14 protein-coding genes, 2 tRNA genes, 3 rRNA genes and 6 pseudogenes are annotated in these 19,634 nt (G+C 44.2%); 5 read left to right on the top strand and 20 right to left on the bottom strand.

Annotation, left to right across the window (positions count from 1 at the left end):
* Positions 1 to 35: 35 nt before the first annotated feature.
* From KOY49_RS00910 to KOY49_RS00890, 6 genes and pseudogenes are all read right to left on the bottom strand, one after another.
* Complete coding sequence (locus KOY49_RS00910) at positions 36 to 197, bottom strand: translation initiation factor IF-2 N-terminal domain-containing protein (protein ID WP_232736330.1); 162 nt, start codon at positions 195 to 197, stop codon at positions 36 to 38.
* A gap of 207 nt (positions 198 to 404) precedes the next feature.
* Positions 405 to 536 carry a hypothetical protein gene (locus tag KOY49_RS04875; protein WP_269802162.1) on the bottom strand — a complete coding sequence of 44 codons (132 nt, stop codon included), beginning with the start codon at positions 534 to 536 and terminating at the stop codon, positions 405 to 407.
* A pseudogene (locus KOY49_RS00905) lies at positions 502 to 741 on the bottom strand (S1 RNA-binding domain-containing protein). The gene KOY49_RS04875 and the pseudogene KOY49_RS00905 overlap by 35 nt, the downstream one beginning before the upstream one ends.
* Positions 742 to 1,046: 305 nt before the next feature.
* Complete coding sequence (locus KOY49_RS00900) at positions 1,047 to 1,340, bottom strand: S1 RNA-binding domain-containing protein (RefSeq protein ID WP_232736329.1); 294 nt, start codon at positions 1,338 to 1,340, stop codon at positions 1,047 to 1,049.
* Between the two features lie 111 nt (positions 1,341 to 1,451).
* Entirely contained in the window at positions 1,452 to 1,664 is a 213-nt protein-coding gene (locus tag KOY49_RS00895; RefSeq protein WP_232736328.1) for an LPXTG cell wall anchor domain-containing protein, read from the bottom strand.
* Between the two features lie 32 nt (positions 1,665 to 1,696).
* The gene (locus KOY49_RS00890) at positions 1,697 to 1,912 is read right to left on the bottom strand and encodes a hypothetical protein (protein ID WP_232736327.1); all 216 of its coding nucleotides are present in this window, start codon (positions 1,910 to 1,912) and stop codon (positions 1,697 to 1,699) included.
* Between the two features lie 76 nt (positions 1,913 to 1,988).
* Here KOY49_RS00890 and KOY49_RS00885 point away from each other — a divergent pair.
* Positions 1,989 to 2,801 (top strand): annotated as a pseudogene (locus KOY49_RS00885) (ROK family protein).
* Positions 2,773 to 3,237: a hypothetical protein gene (locus KOY49_RS00880; RefSeq protein ID WP_232736326.1), complete on the top strand. Its 465-nt coding sequence runs from the start codon at positions 2,773 to 2,775 to the stop codon at positions 3,235 to 3,237. The pseudogene KOY49_RS00885 and the gene KOY49_RS00880 overlap by 29 nt, the downstream one beginning before the upstream one ends.
* A 41-nt stretch (positions 3,238 to 3,278) precedes the next feature.
* Here the strand turns inward: KOY49_RS00880 and KOY49_RS00875 are convergent, their stop codons facing one another.
* The 14 genes and pseudogenes from KOY49_RS00875 to KOY49_RS00810 all read right to left on the bottom strand — a co-directional run bounded on the left by KOY49_RS00875 (position 3,279) and on the right by KOY49_RS00810 (position 17,867).
* Positions 3,279 to 3,524 carry a con-10 family general stress protein gene (locus tag KOY49_RS00875; protein WP_232736325.1) on the bottom strand — a complete coding sequence of 82 codons (246 nt, stop codon included), beginning with the start codon at positions 3,522 to 3,524 and terminating at the stop codon, positions 3,279 to 3,281.
* A gap of 347 nt (positions 3,525 to 3,871) precedes the next feature.
* The gene (locus KOY49_RS00870) at positions 3,872 to 4,084 is read right to left on the bottom strand and encodes a hypothetical protein (protein ID WP_232736324.1); all 213 of its coding nucleotides are present in this window, start codon (positions 4,082 to 4,084) and stop codon (positions 3,872 to 3,874) included.
* Positions 4,085 to 4,094: 10 nt separating this feature from the next.
* Positions 4,095 to 4,262, bottom strand: a complete 168-nt coding sequence (locus KOY49_RS00865; RefSeq protein ID WP_232736323.1) for a hypothetical protein — start codon at positions 4,260 to 4,262, stop codon at positions 4,095 to 4,097.
* Positions 4,262 to 4,540, bottom strand: coding sequence for a hypothetical protein (locus tag KOY49_RS00860; RefSeq protein ID WP_232736322.1), 279 nt, complete (start codon positions 4,538 to 4,540; stop codon positions 4,262 to 4,264). The genes KOY49_RS00865 and KOY49_RS00860 overlap by 1 nt, the downstream gene beginning before the upstream one ends.
* Positions 4,537 to 5,235, bottom strand: coding sequence for a DUF3152 domain-containing protein (locus KOY49_RS00855; RefSeq protein WP_232736321.1), 699 nt, complete (start codon positions 5,233 to 5,235; stop codon positions 4,537 to 4,539). Before KOY49_RS00855 ends, KOY49_RS00860 begins: the two co-directional genes overlap by 4 nt.
* A 118-nt stretch (positions 5,236 to 5,353) precedes the next feature.
* Positions 5,354 to 5,462: ribosomal RNA gene (gene rrf / locus KOY49_RS00850) — 5S ribosomal RNA — on the bottom strand.
* A 189-nt stretch (positions 5,463 to 5,651) separates the two neighbouring features.
* Positions 5,652 to 8,686 (bottom strand): 23S ribosomal RNA (locus KOY49_RS00845).
* A 402-nt stretch (positions 8,687 to 9,088) separates the two neighbouring features.
* Positions 9,089 to 9,993 (bottom strand): annotated as a pseudogene (locus tag KOY49_RS00840) (dihydroorotate dehydrogenase).
* 321 nt (positions 9,994 to 10,314) lie between these two features.
* Positions 10,315 to 10,391: transfer RNA gene (locus KOY49_RS00835), tRNA-Val, on the bottom strand.
* 13 nt (positions 10,392 to 10,404) lie between these two features.
* A tRNA-Ile gene (locus KOY49_RS00830) sits at positions 10,405 to 10,484 on the bottom strand.
* A 728-nt stretch (positions 10,485 to 11,212) separates the two neighbouring features.
* Positions 11,213 to 12,689: ribosomal RNA gene (locus tag KOY49_RS00825) — 16S ribosomal RNA — on the bottom strand.
* Between the two features lie 250 nt (positions 12,690 to 12,939).
* Positions 12,940 to 13,341, bottom strand: coding sequence for a divergent PAP2 family protein (locus tag KOY49_RS00820; RefSeq protein ID WP_232736319.1), 402 nt, complete (start codon positions 13,339 to 13,341; stop codon positions 12,940 to 12,942).
* A 3-nt stretch (positions 13,342 to 13,344) separates the two neighbouring features.
* A pseudogene (gene gyrA, locus KOY49_RS05340) lies at positions 13,345 to 15,768 on the bottom strand (DNA gyrase subunit A).
* 128 nt (positions 15,769 to 15,896) lie between these two features.
* Positions 15,897 to 17,867 (bottom strand): annotated as a pseudogene (locus tag KOY49_RS00810) (DNA gyrase/topoisomerase IV subunit B).
* 150 nt (positions 17,868 to 18,017) lie between these two features.
* Here KOY49_RS00810 and KOY49_RS00805 point away from each other — a divergent pair.
* From KOY49_RS00805 to KOY49_RS00800, 3 genes and pseudogenes are all read left to right on the top strand, one after another.
* Complete coding sequence (locus KOY49_RS00805) at positions 18,018 to 18,266, top strand: hypothetical protein (RefSeq protein ID WP_232736318.1); 249 nt, start codon at positions 18,018 to 18,020, stop codon at positions 18,264 to 18,266.
* 315 nt (positions 18,267 to 18,581) lie between these two features.
* A pseudogene (locus KOY49_RS05335) lies at positions 18,582 to 18,836 on the top strand (hypothetical protein); the annotation flags it as partial.
* 201 nt (positions 18,837 to 19,037) lie between these two features.
* A complete protein-coding gene (locus tag KOY49_RS00800) occupies positions 19,038 to 19,628 on the top strand; it encodes a DUF7927 domain-containing protein (RefSeq protein ID WP_232736317.1) in 591 nt (196 codons plus the stop codon).
* Positions 19,629 to 19,634 lie beyond the last annotated feature (6 nt).

Below are 19,634 nucleotides of genomic sequence, written 5' to 3'. Positions count from 1 at the left end.
GTTTCAGCTGCACATCTAGCCCTTAATTCTTCAACTTAATAATCTGTGCAGTCTCTAAAATCTAGTCGCTGATTAATTGTCGCAGCGATTCCGTTCTTAAACAATTCACCAATCAGCGTAGTTACTGACAATCCCAGAGTTTCGGCCAACTCGCCAACCGTTACCGAATCCGCAATATTGACGATTTTTTCTGCCATAATAAGCTCCTCTCACCTCTGGGCGTAACTACGCTTTAGGGGATTTGTATTATTTTTTCTTTGATGATTTGCCGAGTGAAAGAGAAATCTTATGATTTTCCTTATCGATATCCAAAACTGTGGGAATTCTTTACGCTCGTTCATTGCTAAATACCTTTTCAGGATCAGTACCGTCACCGCCAAGCTCTGACACGTGGACTAAAAGCTTCAACCGCTGGACTCAACTGTACCAAGAATGCACCAAATGGAGTAATTCGGGTTACTGGTTCCTTCAACTTTTTCACCAGGCTTAAATTGCTCAACTTCATCCAGCCATGGATCTTTGGTCAATTGCTTCATCACTCAAGCTCAAGCGTTCTTTGTCGATTGCGATAATCTTAGCTTCGATAGTTTGACCAACTTTTACGTAGTCAGATGGGTTATTAACACGCTCCTAGCTAATTTCTGAGATGTGAATCAAACCTTCAATGCCTTCAACGTTAACGAATACGCCAAAGTCGACAACACCTGTAACAACACCTTTAACTGTGTCGCCAATTGCCAATTTCTGGAATCGCTTTGCCAGGCCTTCTTTAACCGCCTCTTTTTTTCAGAGAAGATCCGTTTGTTAGCTTTTCGGTCAGCATCCAAGATTCGCGCTTTAATGTCCTTCTTTACTAAGCTGTTTAATCGTTGCAAGATTTCGCGTCCTTGTCGCTAGAACCTACGCGAGGATAGTGTTCAGCTGACAATTGCGATACTGGCAAGAATCCCGCGAATACCTTCGTATTCAACTAGTAGTCCACCGCGGTTGGCGTCGTATGGTACAACGGTGATGGATTTCACCAGATTCCACTTTAGCCACTATTTTCATCCCAACCACGATCTTTCGCAGCCTTGCGCAATGAAAGTAGCGAATAACCGTCTTCCAATTCGGTTATCAATTACGCTAGCAATTACTGAATCGCCAACATTGTAGTTCTTTGAAAGGCTAACTTCGCGGCGTGGAACCAAGCCAACACCCAAAGGTCCTAAATCGATTAAAATTTCGTGCTTCTTTACTGATAAAACAGTACCGTCAACTGTTTCACCGACAGTAAGTTGTTTAACACTATCACCTGCTTGAGCCAGCAGGTCATCCATTGTAATTTTGGCATCTGCCATAAGTCTTCTAAAGACCCCTTCCTTAAAATTGATATTATTCTTCAGGGACATAATAAAAATATCCCCACAGATTATCACAATTATATCACAACAGATAGATAGAAGTCAAAGCTAGATCAGATAGCGAGATCGCTGATAAGCTACTGCCAAAAATGCCAAAATACCAAAAGCCACTGCAGAAACAGCTACATCTTCTGGTCCAGTTTTTGGCAATCCTTTATCAGATTTTTCGTAGAAGGAGTAGAAGGAGCTGGCGTTTTGATGCGATTGTTGAGAGTGAGGATTTTGTGTCTGCGTTGTCTTTTCGTCGATTCGAGCCTTCACTCTTCTCGCCTGACCGACTATCCGTTTTATGATTATTTGTTTTTTGATCTGCGGACTGCTGAGATGTGCTTTTTTTTTGAATTCTTATTGCTATTCTCTGATGCTACCAAATCGCTAGAAATTGGCGACCCATCTTGCGACAAATTATTCTGCCTAATTCCGTAAAGAACAGCCAAAGATATAGCCACTAAAATAGCACCTACTATTACAAAAACTCCAATTGATCCAGTCTGATTTACTCGCTTCATATTATATCTCCACTCAAATTTTCTTTATTATATCATAATGACCTCTTATAAGTAAAGCTGGTGATATAATAAATATATGATTATTACGGTTGACACAGGTGGGACCAAAACATTAGTAGCCAGCTTTGACGAGGAAAAAAATCCTAAGCATATCATTAAATTCCCCACCCCTAAAAACGTAGACCAATATATTCAACGCGTCGCCGATCAAATTCACCTGATTACGAACGATAAGCCAATTGACGCAATTTCTGTGGCTCTGCCAGGAGTAGTTAAAGACGGCGTAGCAGTGTGGTGCCAAAACCTCGGCTGGAAAAATCAACCTATCCGCGAGCTACTTTCCCGAGTATTTTCCTAATATACCAATATTCATTGCAAATGACGCCAATATGGCAGGACTGGCAAGTATGCTCAGATTGCCAAAACTCCCAGATGCGGTCTATACATCACCCTAGGGACCGGCGTTGGCACTTCCCTAATCCTGAATGGAAATCTACATAAAGAGCTTAGCGATTGCGAGGGCGGACATATGTCTTTGAACTACAATGGCAAGATTACCACTTGGGAAGAGATTGCTGCGGGTAGGGTTTTACAGAGAATTTTTGGCGAATTATCATCAGACACCCCTCTGGAAGTCTGGGAAGAGGTTGCTAATAGGATAAAAGCTGGATTACAACCGCTCATCGCCTTTACGCAACCAGATGCCGTTGTTATTGGCGGGAGCGTGGGAGTGTTCACATCCTATTTTTCAGATATTTTAAGCGGTCTTCTGGCAGAAAACTTACCCGCCGCCATATCAGTACCAAAAATAATCAGCGCCCCTAACCCAGAAGAAATTGTATTATACGGATGCTACGACAATGCCATCAGTCAGCTTGCCTCAAATTGAACACGATTTTCCAGAACTGCAATTCAAGGAGGGTGAAGTATTTTCCTGGAACCCTAATTCGCAAACAGTCTATTACGAAAAATTAGATTCGCAAGAAGACTTAGTGCAACTTTTACACGAAATCGCCCACGCTAAACTTGGTCATAAAAATTATCAATATGATATCCAGCTTATCGAAATGGAAAGATCCGCCTGGGAGTACGCCGTTGATACTTTGGCTCCAAAATACGGCTTAACTCTCAGTATGGACGACGATAATATTCAAGATTCTTTGGATAGCTACAGAGACTGGCTACATAAACGTAGTCTTTGCCCTCAGTGTGGCGCAGTTGGATTACAGGCCACTTCCTCATCTTACAAGTGTATTAATTGCCACTCAGAATGGCGCGTAAATCAGGCGAAATCCTGCCAACTTAAAAGATATCAAATAAAATAAGCCTCTCATACGGAGGCTAATTTTAAGAGATTGGAGCGGTCTTATTCTGCAATTTTTTGTACTGTCTTTTTAGTACGGCGTGAAATGCGTCCGCCCTTAGCGCCAGCGATACGAGCCAAAGCTGGATTTGCAGCAAAGCCACCAGTTCGACCATTTTTACCGCCCTTACGTCCGATTTTTGCGTAAAAATCTGGATCGCGAGCTAGATTTTTTGAGCAGCCTTTAAGCCGCCAGCCTTTGTTCCTGCCATAGGAAGGTTTTCCTCCGTTTTTAAAAAAGATTTCCACATAAATTTAAATGGAAACCCTCACCTTTATATATCACACATGATATGTGTTATGTTTATATGCTAGCATATTACTAATACTTTGTCAATATTTACATAAGTAGTTTTTTATTGTGAATAAAATATTGCATTTTACTGACGCGTTAGCTATACTAATAAAGTCAGTTACTGACGGCACCTGTTGGAGCTTTAGAAATCATGAGTTCCACCACAAAAAATTCTCGTTTTCTGCGAGATTCGAGAAGAAAAATATCCCTATCATAGAGGGGTATTTTTTATTTATTAGATGTTTATCTTCTAAACTCTCTTAATAGATTATCTATTCTAAGCTGAGATTCTTGTGTTAGCTCATTTTGCAAACCAATCCAGAGCGTTAATAGCCACGGTAAATTTATCCCTGGCTATAGTAAACTGGTCGCTATCTTTCTTTTCGTTAGCCGACTTCAAATCACGCACAGCCAATAAAATAGCATCTATTCTCTTCATCGCTAACTTACGTAAGTCAACCTCGTCTTCTCTGGATTCCAGCCTCTTCTTTGCACCAGTCCATATTTTCTCCATAGCAATAAAGTCATTTTGCTTGGTTCTTCGATAGGTTATCTGACACCGTACGTATTTCACCGCTCAATTCCTTATCAAACTCCATAAAGCCGACAATCTTCTCTATACTCTGTATAGTTCGGTTCATCTTCTCTACTGATTTATTGCATTCTTCTGAATACTTTTTAAATCTAGTCATTAACGTTCTTCTGCCAAGATATAAAAAATACCACATCGCAGCCTTTGGCGTTTATTTTTTAAATCAGCCAAATATTCGTTCAATTTTTCAGTAGATAATTTGTCTTTTTGCAAATTAATAAACAGCGAGCTCTCTGCCTCATTAGTGTTTTTTGTTACGCTTTGAACGTTTTCCCAAGATTTCCAACTCATGAATCCATACGCCAATATCATTATCAGCGTTATAAAACTTATGACAATAGCTAATTTAAGTGTACGGTAATTTTTTATCAATTTCATAGTTCTATCCCCAGCGTAGTTGACCATAATTCACTATCAAGCGGCCAAGGATTAAAAGCACACCCCTGTAAATCAATTGACTGCTGCTGCATAACCGCCGCTGGATTATTAGCTCCAGAACAATTCAAATGCCCATGCCCCAACCAGTGCCCAACTTCATGATTGATTACCATATGTCGATAATTACGAATATCGCCACCCGCTTTATTCCACGCTGTAGTCGCGCCAGACCATCGATTATCATTGATAATGACAGAAGACCCGACTCGACAACTCCAATCCGCGTCACAGCCTGACGAGAACGACGACATCAATTCGGCTTGCGACAGAACTAAATTGAAGCTTCCACCCTCTTTCACTTCTTTAAAAACAATTCCCATACGCGCCCAGCCTCGATTATCGTTTAAGGTTTCGTTTACTAGTTTCGAGAATTCAGACAAATTTGATCGGACATTGCCCTTTGTTGATATTGTATATGTGACTTCTTTTTTCATTTCAGAATTCAATTTTTTTGATGATTGAAGTGTGGAATGCCAATCTGGAGTCTGGATATCTGACACCTTAAAGCTGGATAGCGACGACGGAGATTTTATTTCAGAGAAAATTTTAGCACTAATCGCCTTCTTCGCATCACTCTTATTCTCATTGGGTGCTGTTATATTAACCGTTGGCGTTAGAGCAACAGCAATCGCCATACCGCCAGTAGCCACCCTGCACACTATACACATACTTATATTCTATCACCCGCCAAAACATACCACAAACGTTTTAAGACAAAGAAGAAAGCCACCCTATTAGGATGGCTTTCTTATAATTCGGCACCGTGCTAGTTTCCCACTTTCGCAGTATAATCGCCGCTGGGGAGCTTAACTTCTGTGTTCGGAATGAGAACAGGTGTTTCCTCCTCGCTATGGGCTCCGAAGGAGGGGTTTTGCGACGCTTGGTTCCGTATATACTCCACACGGTGGGCCAAACCCCTTTCTTCGATGTCCAACCATCCTTTGGGAGTTGATTTTTAATTGACTGGTACTTTTGAAAAGCACCAATTACTAGTTAAGTCTACCTTATCACGTAATTGTTTATGCAAGCATAACCTCCACGGACAAGGACATAAAAAAAGGCAATGGGACTATTAGTACGCTTTAGCTCCATACATTACTGTACTTCCACCTTGCGCCTATCAAACAGATAGTCTTTCTGTGTCCTCATGGGAAACCTTATCTTGAGGTTAGTTTCGCGCTTAATATGCTTTCAGCGCTTATCTCTTCCGCACATAGCTACTCGGCAATGCGTCTGGTGGCCACAATCGATACACCAGCGGTAAGTCCACTCCGGTCCTCTCGTACTAGGAGCAGATCCTCTCAAATTTCCTACGCCCGCGACGGATAGGGACCGAACTGTCTCACGACGTTCTGAACCCAGCTCGCGTACCACTTTAATGGGCGAACAGCCCAACCCTTGGGACCTACTCCAGCCCCAGGATGCGACGAGCCGACATCGAGGTGCCAAACCTCGCCGTCGATGTGAACTCTTGGGCGAGATAAGCCTGTTATCCCCAGGGTAGCTTTTATCCGTTTGCGCTGTCGATCCCACATTCATGTACAAATGTACGTACAGCGGATCACTTGCTCCGACTTTCGTCTCTGATTGGAATGTACTCCTCACAGTCAAGCTGGCTTATGCGCATACACTATCACTTCGATTTCCATCCGAAGTTAGCCAACCTTTGAACGCCTCCGCTACTCTTTAGGAGGCAACCGCCCCAGTTAAACTACCCACCATACACGGTCCGCTAACCGGATAACGGTCAGCGTTAGAATACCATCACAACAAGGGTGGTATTCCACTTGGTGACTCCACAAATACTGGCGTATCTGCTTCAATGTCTCCTACCTATCCTGTACATGTTGTAACCGTATTCAATATCAAACTGCAGTAAAGCTCCATGGGGTCTTTCCGTCCTGTCGCGGGTAACCTGCATCTTCACAGGTACTAAAATTTCACCGAGTCCCTCGTTGAGACAGTGCCCAAATCATTACGCCTTTCGTGCGGGTCGGAACTTACCCGACAAGGAATTTCGCTACCTTAGGACCGTTATAGTTACGGCCGCCGTTTACTGGGGCTTCAATTCATACCTTCGCTTGCTAAGCACTCCTCTTAACCTTCCAGCACCGGGCAGGCGTCACCCCCTATACATCATCTTACGATTTAGCAGAGAGCTGTGTTTTTGATAAACAGTTGCTTGGGCCTATTCACTGCGGCCCCCATATCGTTAGATGTCAGAGGTTCGCGTTCAAAAGAACAATTCGTTTGCTCTATCTCAGAAAATTCGTTTTGTGATTAAAAATGTACTCTTTAACCTAATATTCACTGAGTGAACGTGGCTGATATCACCGAAGTGGGGGCAGACCTTTTCCCGAAGTTACGGTCGCTGTATTGCTGAGTTCCTTAGCGAGGGTTCTCTCGCTCAGCCTGAGTCTACTCGCCTCGAGTACCTGTGTTGGTTTGCGGTACGGGCGGCTAAGTCCACGCGTACACCTGCTTTTCTAGCCAGGGCTTTCACCAAAATCGCGACTCCGAAGAATCACTTTCGCTCCCTTTGCGTTCCCGCTCCGGTTGGACGGATAAACCATGAATCCGCTTCGATTACTTCCCCGTGAACAGTGTACAAAACTTAACCGGTTCCAGGAATATTAACCTGATGTCCATCGCCTACGCTCTGCGCCTCGGCTTAGGCCCGATTAACCCTGAGATGATTACCATGGCTCAGGAAACCTTGTTCTTACGGCCGAGAGGATTCTCACTTCTCTTATGGTTACTCATTCCAGCATTCTCACTTCCTACCGCTCCACCGAACCTTCCGATTCGACTTCACTGCTGATAGGAACGCTCCTCTACCACGTCAGATAAATCTGACATCCATATCTTCGGTATAACGTTTTAGCCCCGTTACATTTTCGGCGCAGGGTCACTTGACTAGTGAGCTGTTACGCACTCTTTAAATGAATGGCTGCTTCTAAGCCAACATCCTAGTTGTCTGTGCAATCTCACATCCTTTTCCACTTAACGTTAATTTAGGGACCTTAGCTGGTGGTCTGGGCTGTTTCCCTTTCGACTACGGATCTTAGCACCGATGTTCTAACTGCCGTGATTACACACATGGTATTCGTAGTTTGTTAAGGGTGGGTACAGTTGCCCGCCCCAGTCCTTTACAGAGCTCTACCTCCATGTGCTACTAACACGACGCTAGCCCTAAAGCTATTTCGGAGAGAACCAGCTATCTCCAAGTTCGTTTGGAATTTCTCCGCTACCCACAAGTCATCCAAGCACTTTTCAACGTGCCCTGGTTCGGTCCTCCAGCACGTGTTACCGCACCTTCAACCTGCTCATGGGTAGGTCACATGGTTTCGGGTCTACTCCATAATACTAATTCGCCCTATTCAGACTCGGTTTCCCTGCGGCTCCGTCTCTTCACTTAACCTCGCTTCATAACGTAACTCGCCGGTTCATTCTACAAAAGGCACGCCCTCACCCATTAAGCGGGCTCTGACTTGTTGTAGGCACACGGTTTCAGGTTCTATTTCACTCCCCTCCCGGGGTTCTTTTCACCTTTCCCTCACGGTACTGGTTCACTATCGGTCACTAGATTGTATTTAGGGTTGGGAGATGGTCCTGCCAGATTCCGACAGGGTTTCTCGTGTCTCGTCGTACTCGATGATACATGCATAGGGTTAGCGTCTTTTTCGTATACGCGGCTTTTACTTTCTTTGGCCTAGTCTTTCCAGGTAGTTCTTCTATAATCTTTACGTCCGCTTTGCTTTCCTTACTACCTCGTTGAGTAGACTCTTCGTTTTGCGCTCCTGCCGTTTCTTTGGCTGCATACTAATTCTCTGGCTTTTTCTTATGTCTTCTTGCAGCTCCTTATATGTATTCAGTTTATCTGCTTCTTTGTCCTCACATTCTTAGGCAGATGCTGGTAACAGGTTTTGGCTGTTGGGATTTCGCTCGCCACTACTTTGGCAATCGTTGTTTACTTTCTCTTCCTTATCGCTACTCAAGGTGTTTCAGTTCAGTTTGTTCCCGCTCGCTTGCCTTTGTGTTCAGCTAGTGGCAAGGCATGCACCGTGCGTCCTTCTTGGTTTCCCCGTTGGTTAGATGTCGCGTATCGTTGCGTTTTGTTGACAGCTTCTTTTCGTTTGATGTTAGTCTTACTCTCGGTCCATTCATTGGTTATTTGTTGTGATAGGCATCCATTTAGCGCCCTTGAGTACCTTTTTATGCATTGACTTAACTAGTAGTTGCTACTTTGCAATTACTACTACCGTCAATTAAAAACTCAATTTCTTTTACTCTCAAATTGTTAATGATCAGTGCCTCACACATTTGAGTGCACAATCGACAAGTCAATAAATTGACAAATCTATCTACACTCAGATGTTTTCTCACTGCCCTCGCACGTTTTGCAGTGTATTGCCAGAGGTTCGTTTGAACATTCGCTTAACTAGTAATTAACTATACAGCAGCTGAGATTCTTTTGCAAGGGTTTTTTCAAAGTTTTTTCGACTTTTTTTGCTTTTTATTAAAATCAGCGCCAATCGCCTCAGAAATACTAGAAAAACCGTCATTTTTTAGCAGTTGAACCAGCTCGCGATTTATTCGCCCAATTAACTGCGGACCTTCAAAAAACAGCCCGGTGATAAGCCCAACTAGACTAGCCCCTGCCTTAATCTTAGCGTATGCGTCTTCGGCCGAAAAACTCCGCCAACACCAATGACAGTTAGTTTGTCTCCATAATTCTTATACGTATACCCAATCAATTCTAAACTATGTGTGCGAGTAGGTTCGCCGCTTAATCCACCCCTAATGTCATCAGTCAAAGGATCTTTAAGATCTACCTTCCCACGATCCTTTATTAAATTAGCAACCGTTACACCCCGAATATTATGCTCAACAATAACCTTTAATAGCGAGTCGAACTGCTTCAAATCATACAAATGTGGCATTTTAATCCAGAAAGGAACATTTCTCTCTACAGAATCTAATTCGCTTAATAAAGACTCCAGCGTATCGGCATAAATAAACGGCTCCTTGCCAGCATTCGGACAAGAAATATTGATCTCTATAACACTAGCCAAGCTGTTTTCTACGATATAACTAACCGCTTTTTTTACGTCCCGAATTATATATTCTTCCGGAACGACTGGTCCAAATTCGTCTTTCGTGGATTTATCAGCAATAACAGCCACAGACACAACTGTCGGCATTGATTTAACTTTGGATCTATTCAGCTCAATATAGTCGCTAATCTTCTCTAATCCATAATTTGGCATACCAGCGTACACAACTACAGATTTGGTGTTCGGCAATCGATGAAACCATGGTCGCAGATTCCCCTTTCTCGGCTCCATAGTTACAGATCCGCCAGAAGCAAAGCCAAATCCAACGTCTTCCATTAAGGGCGACAGTTGTACGTTTTTATCAAATCCCGCTGACAAGGCCTATTGAGTTATTAAATTAACTCCATCAATTTCCTGCTGTAGCGACTTGTCCTGGAAGCTCCATAATTTACGAATAGCCCATCTAATAGGAGGAAACGCCTGCGCCAAACGACCGCAAAAAATAGTTAACTTATGAGTAAAGTCTGGTGTTAACAAAATAATATCGGCTTAATAATACGCTTATACATATTCTAAGAGTATAACTATCTATGCTTTATTAAGCAAGGTTACTTGTAATAAAAAAATCGCTACCGGCGATCCTGTCTGTTTATTATTTGGTGGGCGCTGAGGGACTCGAACCCCCGACCCTCTCGGTGTAAACGAGATGCTCTAGCCAACTGAGCTAAGCGCCCATATTAAAAAATATGGTGGGCGATGAGGGACTTTGGAACCTCCGACCTCGTCATCTATCAGTGACGCGCTCTAACCAGCTGAGCTAATCGCCCTCATATTCGTCTTGGTGGAGTGTCGTGGACGTAAGCCCACTTCACCCCATATGGTGGAGACACAGGGACTCGAACTCCTGGACCCCCTGCTTGCAAAGCAGGTGCTCTAGCCAACTGAGCTATGTCCCTATAAATTGCCGAGACTTTTTAATTGTACAGTATCTTTTTAATTCTGACAAGTGTATAATTAATAATATGTTATATCAATTTAGTTTTGGCTCATTATTTTTTGGGATTTTGGTCTTAATTGCTGGTGGAATCGTCGTTATTTTCCATCAAAAATTAGCCGACAATCTGGGAAGCGGTGTAAGTAGCTATGATCGTTTCAAGTTTTGGGGGCTTGTTACATGTGGAGTAGGATTCGCTATTATGCTCAGCCTACACACTATCCCATTAAACTGGCTACTAAACTCCCTTTTTGGCGGCGGACTATAATAAGAGCGTGCGAAAAATAAATGCCAAAAATTGTTGGCTATTTTTTATAATCATAATTCTACCAAAATATCAGATTTAATTAAATCTACCATACAAAAAGCCCCTCATAGAGGGACTTTTCTCGTTTAAGGACTTGCTTGTGCAATTCATCGTTCGGTTTGATCGTAGCGAAGGGTTGAACTTCTTGTCTCGTCCTCGCGAGGACTATTGTAAATATGTAAGCTGAGCACATTTACGAGACCGACCTAGCTCAATCTGTGATTGCTCGACAGATTGGCATCGTTTTTCCTTAGAAAGGAGGTGATCCATCCGCACCTTCCGATACGGCTACCTTGTTACGACTTCACCCCAATCATCTATCCCACCTTAGGCCGCCGAATCGGACTTCGGGTGTTACTCACTTTCGTGGTGTGACGGGCGGTGTGTACAAGGCCCGGGAACGTATTCACCGCGACTTGCTGATCCGCGATTACTAGCGATTCCGACTTCATGTAGGCGAGTTGCAGCCTACAATCCGAACTGAGACTGGCTTTGATGAGATTAGCTTCACCTCGCGGCTTCGCTTCTCTTTGTACTAGCCATTGTAGCACGTGTGTAGCCCAGGTCATAAGGGACATGCTGACTTGACGTCATCCCCTCCTTCCTCCCCGTTACCGGGGCAGTCTGACTAGAAAAATACAACTATTCACAAGGGTTGCGCTCGTTGCGGGACTTAACCCAACATCTCACGACACGAGCTGACGACAGCCATGCACCACCTGTCACAGGGTTCCCGAAGGCACACTCTATCTCTCGAGACGTTCTCTGGATGTCAAGACCTGGTAAGGTTCTTCGCGTTGCTTCGAATTAAACCACATGCTCCACCGCTTGTGCGGGCCCCCGTCAATTCCTTTGAGTTTCAACCTTGCGGTCGTACTCCCCAGGCGGGGTACTTAATGCGTTAGCTTCGGCACTGAAGGGGTCGATACCTCCAACACCTAGTACCCATCGTTTACGGCGTGGACTACCGGGGTATCTAATCCTGTTCGCTCCCCACGCTTTCGAGCCTCAGCGTCAGTTACAGTCCAGAAAGCTGCCTTCGCCACCGGTGTTCCTCCTAATATCTACGCATTTCACCGCTACACAAGGAATTCCAGTTTCCTCTACCATTCTCTAGTTTAACAGTTTTAATAATAGTCTGTATGGTTGAGCCACCAGGTTTCACTATTCACTTATTAAACCGCCTACGCAGCTCTTTACGCCCAATAATTCCGGACAACGCTCGCGCCCTACGTATTACCGCGGCTGCTGGCACGTAGTTAGCCGGCGCTTTCTCGTGAGTTACCGTCATATTCTTCACTCATAAAAGAAGTTTACAACCCGAAGGCCTTCATCCCTCACGCGGCGTTGCTCCATCAGGCTTTCGCCCATTGTGGAAGATTCCCCACTGCTGCCTCCCGTAGGAGTCTGGGCCGTGTCTCAGTCCCAGTGTGGCCGATCATCCTCTCAGGCCGGCTATGGATCGTCGCCTTGGTGAGCCTTTACCCCACCAACTAGCTAATCCAACGCAGGCTTCTCCTATTGCTGATTTGTCCTTTAATCCGAATACCATATGCGGTATTAGCTACCGTTTCCAGCAGTTATCCCTCACTTTGGGGCAGGTTCCTACGCGTTACTCACCCGTTCGCCACTCGCCGACATTTTGCAAGCACCCTCTCGCTGCCGTTCGACTTGCATGTGTTAGGCACGCCGCCAGCGTTCGTCCTGAGCCAGGATCAAACTCTCCGTTAAAGATGTGCTTTGTATCGACTTATTAATGTCATTCTGTAAAAGTATTGTTTTACGTTGATCTTTGTCAATGATGTTGTATCTGGCTTCGTTTTGATTCTGTCTGACGTCTGTGCTTTGCTTTGGTTTTCAGGTTGTACATCGTTGCTTGCCTCGCACTCCAGCAACCAGACTTGTTACTAATCTTACAGTATATAATTGCCTAGGTCAATAGATTTTTACAATTATTTTGTTGCGAAAAATACAACGGCAGCTACAACCATACCAATAGCGCCCCAGCCGCCACTTCTACAGGGGTGTGACCATGAGCAACGCGAAGTTTTTTCAACTTGCTACCCTGCTCCGAAATTAACTTATTAAGCGTTTCACCCTGCATTCCGGACGAATAGCGAACCATCATAGCATCATACATCACTATAATAGCCAGCCAAGTAGCTAGTCCAAATACAGAACTATCCCAGCCGTCTTGTAGCCCCAGAAATACCGCCAACGACACGACAATCGCACTATGAGCGCTTGGCATACCTCCGGATAGAAGTATTTTTGGGTTTGTATCACCGCTAAATACTCGACGATTACGCCCCATGAGATGAAACACTTGCTTCAACCCTTGGGATATCGCCCATGCAATTACTGGGACTATCAAGACTTTCATTTATTAATTACCCTCATCCTGCGGACGATCCGCCATTAAACCGATTGACGAAACAGCATCGCCGTCAGATAGGCGCATAATCGTCACACCCTGGGTTGTCCTACCGAGCAGCTTAATATCGCTCAAGCCCAGGCGGATAGTTTGACCATTCTGAGAAACCAATAACGCCTCTGTTATTTCTGGGTCAATAGTCTGCACAGAGATAATCGGACCAGTTTTTGCAGTTACAACTGCGGCTTTTATACCAACTCCGCCACGTTTATGACTTGGGAAATTCGACACCTTTGTACGTTTACCGAAGCCTTTTTCGCTAACCACCAGCAAGGTTTGGTCGTCACCCGTAACGATATCCATACCAACAACAGAGTCATTTGGACGTAATCTTACGCCACGGACACCACGAGCTGATCTACCCATTGGGCGCGTATCTTTCTCGTTAAAGCGAATGGCTTGTCCTGCAGACGTAGATATAATCACGTCATTCTCTCCAGTCGTCCTCTTTATCCAGCGCAGTTTCATCGCCTTCATCTAATTTAATTGCAATCAATCCATTCGTTCGAACATTGGCATAATCTTTTACAGGAGTCTTCTTGACTGTACCTTCTTTTTTGTCGCCATGACTAGATATCCGTCTTCGTTGGCGTTCTTTTCGTGCTTGATAATTGCCGTTATCTTCTCTTCTGGCTGAAGTTGCAATAAGTTAACGGCCGTAACACCTTTCGCGCTTAGGCTGGCTGCTGGTATTTCGTAAGCCTTCAGTCGGAAGATCCTACCCATATTGGTGAAGAATAGTAGATAATCATGCGAGCTTGCCTGGACGACTTGGTCAATGACATCTTCTTCCTTAGTCGTCATGTACGCGCTTGCCTTTACCGCCACGATTTTGTCTACGATAATCACTCACTAGGGTTCGCTTGATGTAATTTTCGCTTGTAAGCAGAATTACCGACTCTTCCTCTGGAATCAATTCCTCGTCAGAGAACTTTCCTAATTCGTGTGATTAATGATCTTACTGCGTCGCTCATGCGCCATCTTTTTCTTTCATAGCAAGCAATTCTTCCTTAACGACACGCAAAATCTCGTTCTCGTCAGCCAGAATTGCCTCCAACTTCTTAATCAGTTCATGAAGCTGCTTCAATTCTTCTTCAATCTTGTCGCGCTCCAGCCCCTGCAATCGTCGTAGTTGCATCGCCAAAATTGCGGCCGCTTGAATTTCCGACAGACCAAATCGCTCCATCAAACGCTTGTCGGCGTCATCATAACTTTCGCGAATCGTCTTAATCACCTCGTCAATATGATCAAGCGCAATTTTCAGACCTTCCAATATATGAGCTCGTTCCTTAGCTTTTCGAAGTTCAAACTCAGTCCTGCGTCGAATAACGCCTTGACGATGCTTAATGAATTCCGCCAAAATCTCTTTCAAGCCCATGACCTTAGGCTGAATACCATTGACCAAAGCCAGGACATTATAATGGAATGATGTTTGTAATCCAGTCAATTTATACAATTGGTTAAGAATCTTCTTTGGATAAGCATCTTTCTTCAGTTCAACAACAACTCGAACCTTACCGCGAGCACTTTCATCTCGCGCATCGGCAATGTGCGTTATTTTTTTAGCCAAGAACAAGTTCTCGAACCTTATCAACAAAGCCTTCCTTGCTCATACCATACGGAACTTCGGTGATTATAATACTGTAACGGCCATTTTTGCGCTCTTCAATCGACGCAACCGCACGAATCGTAACTGAGCCACGCCCAGTTTCATATGCTTGACGCATTGGCGCACCACCATAAACTTCCGCACCCGTCGGAAAATCAGGACCCTTAATATGTGTCAACAGTTCGTCTAGTGTAATTTCAGGATTATCTATTTGAGCAACTGTAGCGTCAACCACCTCACCAAGGTTGTGCGGTGGAATATTCGTTGCCATACCAACAGCAATACCCATCTGACCGTTCAATAGAATATTTGGAACGGCCGACGGCAAAACCACTGGCTCTTTCTCTGTTCCGTCGAAGTTATCACGAAAATCAACGGTTTCTTTGTCGATGTCAGATAGCAGCTCGCCGCCAATTTTATCCATCTCGCGCCTCAGTATAACGAGAAGCCGCTGGCTCGTCACCGTCCATAGAGCCGAAGTTACCCTGACCTTCAACTAGCGTATAGCGCATCTTCCAAGGTTGAGCCAAGTTCACCATAGCGTCATAAATTGATGAGTCGCCGTGCGGGTGGTAGTTACCCATCACTTCACCGACGATCTTTGCCGACTTCACTGTAGCGTGAGGAGCGCGCCAACCGTTCTTGTTCATCGCATACAAAATACGACGATTAACAGGCTTCAATCCGTCACGAACATCCGGCAAAGCGCGGTCAATAATAACCGACATGGAGTATTTAAGGGAGGAGTCTTCCTTTCTTGCGCTCAACTTGTCGAGCTTTTTTCAATACCGCCGAACTTCTGGCTCTTCGTTCAGGGTTTCTGGTTCTACTATATTTTTATTGTCATTGTCCGCCATATCTCCTCCTTAATAGTTGAAATCTTCCCACATTAACCTTAGCGGCGGCATTTGTTTGAATAAAATTTTTCCTCCAATTCTACGCTATCACCCGTAAGCTTCTTGTATATGTCGTCTGCCCGTTCTGCGTCCTCAATATTAACCTTCACTAATGTTCGATTTTCTGGATTCATAGTCGTTTCCCATAATTGAGCGGCATCCATCTCACCAAGACCCTTGAATCGCTGCTGTGCCGTGTAGCCTGCCTGCTTAAATTTCTCAGCATTTTCATCAATCTCTTTACACCAGCAGCCTTGCAAGCTCATTGATCTTTTCGTTGAATTTTTGTTCGAGGGCTACTTCATCATAGACGTAATCTATCTTACGATTACTGCCAGTTCCTCTACTTAGCCCAAACAGAGGCGGCTTCGCCAAATATACGTGACCCGCTTCAATCACTTCAGACATATATCGGAAGAAGAATGTCATCAAAAGTGTAGAAATGTGCGCACCGTCAACATCAGCATCTGTCATAAATATTATCTTGTCGTAACGAATACCGCTGATATCAAATTGGTCTCCGATTCCAACGCCCATAGCCTTAATCAACGAAACAATTTCAGCATTAGTAAACATCTTATCAAACCTTGCGCGCTCAGTATTCAGCACCTTACCGCGAAGGGGAAGAACGGCCTGAATAGTTGAATCGCGACCATCCTTAGCTGAACCCGCAGCCGAATTACCCTCGACAATAAATAATTCTGAATCTTTTCGGTTACGAGATGAGCAATCCGTCAATTTAGATGGCAAGTTTAAGCCTTCAAATGCTCCCTTACGGATAACGTTGTCGCGCGCAGCCCTTGCCGCCTTACGAGCTCGTGCCGCCAATGTAGCCTTGCCGACAACCTTCTTAGCTGTAGCTGGATTTTCCTCCAAGTAATACGCAAAATATTCGCTCATCACCTGGTCAACATAGCGGCGCATCTCTGGATTACCAAGTTTATTCTTGGTCTGACCTTCAAACTGAGGATCTGGCAACTTCACCAAAATAACTGCCGTCAAACCTTCGCGGATGTCATCACCAGTCAGATTATCTTCTTTTTCTTTCAGTAAGCTATTCTTGCGAGCATAATCATTAATTACACGCGTGAGGGCTGTTCGAAAACCAGCCAAATGAGTACCGCCATCAGGAGTTAAGACGTTATTGGCAAATGGCTTTACCACTTCAGCGTAAGTGTCGTTATACTGAACCCGCAATTTCCACCATACAATCTTTCAACCTGCTTCTCGACGTAAAATATATCGTCCGATAAAACGTCCTTGCCAATATTCGGGTTTTTTACATAGCTCTGAATACCGCCCTCAAAGTAGAAAGCTTTTCGTTCGCCAGTTCGTTCGTCAATAACCGACGTGTGAATGCCTTTTGTAAGGTACGCCTGATGGCGAAGATAATTAACAACCCATTTATAGTCAAAATTAACCGTCTCCTTAAAGATGGTTGGGTCTGGATAGAATGTAATTGTCGTACCAGAATCATCAGACTTTCCAACTACTTCTAATTCTGTCTGAGGCACGCCTGTTGCGTATTCTTGGCGATAGATTTTACCGTTCTTTCTAACTTCAGCAATCATCCGCGTAGACAATGCATTCACAACACTAGAACCAACACCGTGAAGTCCAGATGAAACTTTATAGCCGCCGCCACCAAACTTACCGCCGGCGTGTAAGATTGTTAATACCGTCTCTAGCGTACTCTTACCTGTCTTTGGGTGTTTATCGACAGGAATACCACGACCGTCATCAGATACTCGAACGCCACCATCCTTTAACAAAGTTACTTCGACCTTTGTAGCATAACCAGCGATTGCCTCGTCAATTGAGTTATCGGCAATCTCCTTAATCAAGTGATGTACGCCCTCATACCCCGTACTACCGATGTACATTCCTGGACGCTTACGAACTGGCTCAAGACCCTCTAGGACCTGGATTTGTGAGCCATCATAAGATTGTTCATTTGTTTGTTTAGCCATATCTCCCTCACTATTATCTGAATTATCAGCTCTTTTCAACAACCTTATTATACATCAAAATAGATATATTCTCAAACTATTTACTTTTTCAGCATGCTTATGCTGAAGTTAGATTAAAGTTATATAACAACAAAAATAAAAGAGGTCAAAATGTTCAAAAAAATTATCTCGCGCCTACCATACAGCCCTTCAATGATCCACAGTTTGGGCTTTTATGCGAAACGCTTACGTAAAGAAGAAGCTACTCGAAAGATCGGGCTTATCTTAACTGCCCTAGCGCTTATTGTTGTGCAATCTTTCACTGTTTTTTCACCGCCAGAATCAGCCAATGCAGCAGATTCCAGCGACCTAATTTACGGCGGAATTTCTAGCGGCTCCGCACTTGTTGGCTCATTATGACGCGAACACAAATAATATTCGCGACCTCTATGATCATCTTGGTTATTAGGTCGTTCCGATTTGGTAGCTGCTACCGGAAATCTCCAGACCTTAAATAGTAAATATGGGGACTTATTCATGGGGACTTACTCCTCACTTTGGCGCAGCAAGAGGTGAAGGATCTTACGTAGTTCGTACATCACAAGGTGGTGCTCGCACTTTCTATTATCGACCTCACAACCTCTGGGGCAGCTTCTCATATAGAGCATTCGTTGGATATTCAGCTGGAACTGGATGGTTTGCAATCATGCTTAACTGCGGTAACTTAATCTTAAAATCGCACCACCGAGCCATCAATGTCCAACTGGGCAAGTCGGAACATACCCATACTGCTCTACTCCACCACAGCCAGTAGCTACGTGTAACGCTCTAGACATAAAGAAGAATGGAGATACATACCAATTTACCGCTAACGCCAGCGCAGCTAACGGTGCGACAATTCAAAAATATGTATATAGCGTTTACCGAGGAAATACTCTAGTTAAAACTATTGAAAGCAACGATAAAATCGTAACTTATACAGAGAAAACGCCAGGATCATACAAAGTTGTTCTAACGGTAAAAAGCTCGCTGGGCGATAAGACCTCAGACGCCTGCGTAAAGACATTTACTATACCAGAGCCAGCAAGATGTCCTCAAAACCCTAAATTATTAAAGGACGATCCTCAGTGTCAACCATGTCCAGGCGACTCTACGATATGGATTAACGATAGTCGATGTTCTGCCTCGTTCGTGCAGACAAAAACCGCAGTTAATCTCACCCAGAATAACGCCGACGCAACAACTACGGTTGCAAAATCTGGAGATCGAATTACCTACACTCTTTCGGTAAAAAACAAAGGCCTTAAAGAGGAAGAATTTACATTCAAAGATCAAGTCAGCGACCTATTAGAGTATGCCGATATATTCGACGCTGGCGGCGGAACATTGACAGATGATAAAGGTGCTAGCGCGGGCAGCGGCAACGCAAAAGTTCTAGTATGGAACCCTATCAAGATCAAGCCAGGAGAAACCCAGAAGCGCAGCTTTACCGTCCAAATAAAGAACAGCATCCCGGCGATGGCTAGCGGTAAAAGTAATCCAATGTCTTATGACTGTAGGATTGATAACACATTTGGCAATACTGTCAGCACAAAAATTGACTGCCCTGCACCGAAAGTTATTGAACAAACCACTTCGCAACTACCAAAAACTGGTGCCAGCGAGAATATGATGTTCGCAGGAATTATTGCAGCCGTGGTCGTATACTTCTACGCTAGATCACGTCAATTGAATAAAGAAGTTAGAATCATTCGGCGAGACATGTCCGCAGGAACTTTATAGGAGGTG

Source organism: Candidatus Minimicrobia vallesae, assembly GCF_018866205.1.
GTDB classification, from domain to species: domain Bacteria; phylum Patescibacteriota; class Saccharimonadia; order Saccharimonadales; family Saccharimonadaceae; genus Nanosynbacter; species Nanosynbacter vallesae.
This window is presented reverse-complemented; position numbering and strand designations above follow the sequence as displayed.

Excerpts from the sequence above, each read along its gene's own strand:
- KOY49_RS04875 (WP_269802162.1), bottom strand. The coding sequence starts at position 536 with ATGAAGCAATTGACCAAAGATCCATGGCTGGATGAAGTTGAGCAATTT.
- KOY49_RS00900 (WP_232736329.1), bottom strand. The coding sequence starts at position 1,340 with ATGGCAGATGCCAAAATTACAATGGATGACCTGCTGGCTCAAGCAGGT.
- KOY49_RS00860 (WP_232736322.1), bottom strand. The coding sequence starts at position 4,540 with ATGAAATTGATAAAAAATTACCGTACACTTAAATTAGCTATTGTCATA.
- KOY49_RS00865 (WP_232736323.1), bottom strand. The coding sequence starts at position 4,262 with ATGACTAGATTTAAAAAGTATTCAGAAGAATGCAATAAATCAGTAGAG.
- KOY49_RS00820 (WP_232736319.1), bottom strand. The coding sequence starts at position 13,341 with ATGAAAGTCTTGATAGTCCCAGTAATTGCATGGGCGATATCCCAAGGG.
- KOY49_RS00910 (WP_232736330.1), bottom strand. The coding sequence starts at position 197 with ATGGCAGAAAAAATCGTCAATATTGCGGATTCGGTAACGGTTGGCGAG.
- KOY49_RS00870 (WP_232736324.1), bottom strand. The coding sequence starts at position 4,084 with ATGGAGAAAATATGGACTGGTGCAAAGAAGAGGCTGGAATCCAGAGAA.
- KOY49_RS00890 (WP_232736327.1), bottom strand. The coding sequence starts at position 1,912 with ATGAAGCGAGTAAATCAGACTGGATCAATTGGAGTTTTTGTAATAGTA.
- KOY49_RS00855 (WP_232736321.1), bottom strand. The coding sequence starts at position 5,235 with ATGGCGATTGCTGTTGCTCTAACGCCAACGGTTAATATAACAGCACCC.
- KOY49_RS00805 (WP_232736318.1), top strand. The coding sequence starts at position 18,018 with ATGTTCAAAAAAATTATCTCGCGCCTACCATACAGCCCTTCAATGATC.
- KOY49_RS00880 (WP_232736326.1), top strand. The coding sequence starts at position 2,773 with ATGCCATCAGTCAGCTTGCCTCAAATTGAACACGATTTTCCAGAACTG.